The sequence below is a fragment of the Atribacter sp. genome (genome assembly GCF_035418125.1).
Classification (GTDB): Bacteria; Atribacterota; Atribacteria; order Atribacterales; family Atribacteraceae; genus Atribacter; species Atribacter allofermentans.
The window spans coordinates 1-3,952 of record NZ_DAOLQM010000208.1; the positions used below are offsets into that span (position 1 = coordinate 1).

Annotated in this window: 4 protein-coding genes; all 4 read left to right on the forward strand. The window is 40.7% G+C overall.

Annotated elements, in window-relative coordinates; genetic code table 11:
* Positions 1-75 precede the first annotated feature (75 nt).
* A complete protein-coding gene (locus tag PLK24_RS09285; protein ID WP_324478464.1) occupies positions 76-975 on the forward strand; it encodes a polysaccharide deacetylase family protein in 900 nt (299 codons plus the stop codon).
* Between the two features lie 35 nt (positions 976-1,010).
* Complete coding sequence (locus tag PLK24_RS09290) at positions 1,011-2,042, forward strand: LacI family DNA-binding transcriptional regulator (RefSeq protein ID WP_324478466.1); 1,032 nt, start codon at positions 1,011-1,013, stop codon at positions 2,040-2,042.
* 30 nt (positions 2,043-2,072) lie between these two features.
* On the forward strand, positions 2,073-3,242 hold the full coding sequence (locus tag PLK24_RS09295; protein WP_324478468.1) for a M24 family metallopeptidase: 1,170 nt from the start codon (positions 2,073-2,075) through the stop codon (positions 3,240-3,242).
* Between the two features lie 112 nt (positions 3,243-3,354).
* Positions 3,355-3,952 (forward strand): sugar ABC transporter substrate-binding protein (locus PLK24_RS09300; protein ID WP_324478469.1); only part of this gene is annotated, 598 nt, incomplete at its 3' end.

A 3,952-nucleotide genomic window follows, 5' to 3' on the forward strand; every position in this document is an offset into this window, starting at 1 on the left:
TATTTTTTAGTTAAAATGATAACGGTTACGTATTCGTTTACAATTGTTTATATTTAAAAGAAAAGAGGGTAAAAGATGGATATTTCAGTTGTTATTGGAGTAGATACCGAAACTGATATAGGGAGTTTTACGCCTTTTTATAATGGAGTTGAAAAAGGAACACCGCTTTTGATGGATTTGTTTGAGAAAAAAGGAATCCCTGCTACTTTTTTTATGGTTGCTGAGGCAGCCCAAAAATTCCCGGAACTCACTCGTGAGATTAAACAAAGAGGTTTTGAAGTGGGCTGTCACACCATTCATCACGAGACGATTGGCGATCCACTTTTTGAGATTCCACTGGTCAAGCCAGTTTTACCCGAAGAAATACCTCATCGCCTTGAAGTAGCTACGGCAATGATTGCTGAAGTTATTGGAGAAGCTCCCCAGTCTTTTCGAGCTCCCAGACTTTGGGGAAGTACTATTATGGTGAATACCTTAGAGAAATTGGGGTATCTCGCCGATGCTACTTATCCGCTTTATTACTATCAAGAAAGAGTTACTCCTTACTATCCATCAGCAAAAGATTGGACACAAGAAGGGAACCTTTCCATTCTTGAAATACCAAATTTTGCTGATCTTACTATAGAAAGTCATGATCAGTATGGTCGGGATCGAGATCAATGGCCTCTTTTCCGAACCGAAGGCGCTGAATCATTGATGAAGCATGTCAATAGTATGATAGCTTACTGTGCCGATAGAAACCTGCCGGCGGTATTTTGTTTATATATCCATCCCTGGGAATTCATTGAAATGCCTTCTCGCCTTTCTTATGGAGAGGCCACCGTTGAGCCTCTTCAATTTATTATCAAAAACTGTGGGCCCCGAGCCTTAACTGAACTATCTAAAGTGATTGATGCTTTTAAAGATAAAGGTGCACATTTTTATTCGGCAGCAGGACTGGCTCATCAATGGAGAGAAAGTGTCAAAGAAAGCTGAAAACGGTTACACAAAAAGAACCTAAAGGAGAGAGCATGCCACCAACCATTCGAGATGTAGCCCGAGAAGCTGGTGTAAGTGTTGCAACGGTTTCAAGGGTAATCAATGGCTCAGAAGCCGTGAGCGATGAAATCAAAGACCGGGTATTGAAAGCAATCAACCTTTTGAACTATCAACCAAATCTGTCCGCTCGGTTTTTGAGCCAAAAAAAACATCCTTTTTCCGATGATACTAAATATGTTGGCGTGCTATTTGGTGAATACGTTCATTCTGATCATTATTTTTTTTCAAGTGTTATCTCTGGGATTGAAAAAACCATGTTCGAGAAGCGGCTTAACGTAGTGATATCATCAGTATCCCAACGGGATAATTACACTCCTCTCGATCTTCCCCTTTTTATTGCAGAAAAAAGTCTGAAATACTTAATCGTCATTGGAGAAACCGATCCAAAATTTCTTTTTTACCTTAAGGAAAACGGTTTTATTGTGGTAATGGTGGATGATATCGGTCCAATTGGCTTCGATTGTGTTCTCTGTGATTATAAAAGAGGAGCACTGGAGGCAGTCGAATATCTCATAAATTTAGGTCATAAAAATATTGGCTTAATAGCCGGAGCGGAACATCATTATTTTTCTCGAGCATTAGAAAACAGCTACTTAAAAGTCCTGCAATCTCATGGTATCCCAATCCGCCGTGAATATATCGTTTACAATGAGGATTTTAACGTTGATGGGGGAGCACGGAGTATGGAGAAACTTTTCTTGCTATCCAATCCACCCACTGCCATTTTAACCAATGATGAAATGGGAATAGGAGTTCTTCAAAAAGCCAATGAAATGAATATTTCTATTCCAGACCGACTATCAGTGATGGGATTTGATGATATTGAGATGGCGAGATTTTTCCATCCACCGCTTACAACCATGAAAATTCCGGGATCAGAAATGGGGCGTTTAGCGGCAAAATTGGTCATTGATAAAATGCAGGAAAATGAACCTCTTCCCGCTCAACGGATTGAGTTGTCTCCTATTCTTGTTGAGAGAAAATCATGTATTTCATTGAAATAAAAAACATAAAATAAAAGGAGAGAAAGGACTATGTTATTACCAGAATATGAAATGAAATCTCGCTTAAAAAAAGTACAAGACCTTCTTGTCACAAAAGATCTTCCAGGGACTTTGGTATATTACGATGAACTCAATATAGCCAATGGGTGGTATTTATCCGGTTGGTGTCCACAATTCGAGAGTGGCTGCCTGTTTATTCCCCGTCAAGGTGAACCAATGATTTTGGGAGGACCAGAATCGGAACCTTTTGCCAAAACCGATTCAGCAATTAAGAAGACCAAAAATATACCGGTTTTTATGGTTCCAGAGGAGGAATATCCGAATGCTACCATATCTTCTTTTGCCGAAGTCTTTGATGAAATTGGCATTAAAGGGAAAAGCCAAAAACTGGGTGTGGTTGGGCTGGATAAGATGCCCTTCGGAGTTTACCAGTTACTTAAAAAAGATTTATTGGGAATTGACCTGGTTGATATCACTACTGAATATGAACAATTTCGGAAGATTAAGTCACCCTGGGAACAAGAACAGATCAGAAAAGCCTTTGCTATTGCCGACCAATCTTTTCAGATGATGAAGCCCCTGGTTCGTGAAGGTGTTTCAGAGATCGAAATTGCTGGAGCTGGAGAGGGGAAGGCCCGATCCTTGGGAGCGAATTGGTTTGCCTTTAAAGCTATTGTTGCCAGCGGAGAGCGAACCAGCGGAGTAGTTCCTACAGCTTCGGACAAGAAATTGCAAGTTGGTGAAACGGTGATGATGGGACTCAGCCCTCGATACAATGGTTATGCAGGAGTATTTGGCTATACCATGGTGGTTGGTGGAAAGTTCAATGAAGCACAAAGACGCTGTATCAACGATATGGTTGAAGCCTACCGGATTACTAAATCCAATTTAAAGCCAGGGATGATTGGAAAAGATATTAATGCTGTAACCCATGAATTTGTAACCAAACAAGGGTATGGAAAAAATATCGTCTGTCCCTTTGCTCATACTATAGGGCTAATGGAAGCTGAAGCTCCCTTTTTTGGGCCTAATAGCAATGATATTCTTCAGGCCGGTATGACAGTCTGTGTGGATGTGAGTGTCTTTTCGGTCCCGGAAGCAAATGGGGTTCGATTTGAAAGTGCCTTTCTCATTACCGATAAAGGTCCTGAGCCTCTTTCGCCCTATATGGATCAATTGATATTGAATACCAAAGTTTAATACTTCTGCCGCCGTGGAAAGGCTTTTTCTTGATTAGGGGGTGATATTGAACCTGATAAAATCAATATTTTAAAAAAGACTAAAGAAATAATTTATAAAGGAGGAGTAAGTCGTGAAAAAAAGATTGGTAATGCTGGTTTCAATTTTAGTGATTGCTTTCATTCTTGCGGTAGGATTTTATGCTGGAGCCCAAGAAAAGCTGGTGATAGGGCAAGTGTTTTGGGGTTTGCATGATTCTTATCAACAAGCTCATCAGGTGGCAGCGAAAGCCTATTGTGAATCTTTAGGCATTGAGTATATCCCGATGGATGGGCAAATGAAACCAGAAGTCCAAGCAGCAGCTATGGAAGACCTTATTGCTCGACAGGTCGACGGAATCATTTGCCAAGCTTATGATCAGGCAGCCATGGAAGTGTCAATAGATGCTGCTCAACAAGCTGGAATTCCGGTCGTTTCTTTCGTGAATGTCAGTTCGGGAAATGTGAAATATCCAACTATGCAAATCGATGAAAAACAGGGCGCTGTTGCCATGGGTGAATTGGCAGCTAAGAAAATATTGGAATATTTCCCTGATAAAAAGATAAAAATGGCTACCATCAGCGATGCTTCCATTGAGTGGGCTCATGAGCAGAGAACCAAAGCTTTTATTCAAGGAGTACAGAACGTTGCTCCGGATATGGAATGGGTTTTCAATGGCGGGAAGAGTAATC

Bases quoted from the DNA above. Each gene is read 5' to 3' on its own strand.
- PLK24_RS09295 (WP_324478468.1), top strand. From the start codon at position 2,073: ATGTTATTACCAGAATATGAAATGAAATCTCGCTTAAAAAAAGTACAA.
- PLK24_RS09290 (WP_324478466.1), top strand. From the start codon at position 1,011: ATGCCACCAACCATTCGAGATGTAGCCCGAGAAGCTGGTGTAAGTGTT.
- PLK24_RS09285 (WP_324478464.1), top strand. From the start codon at position 76: ATGGATATTTCAGTTGTTATTGGAGTAGATACCGAAACTGATATAGGG.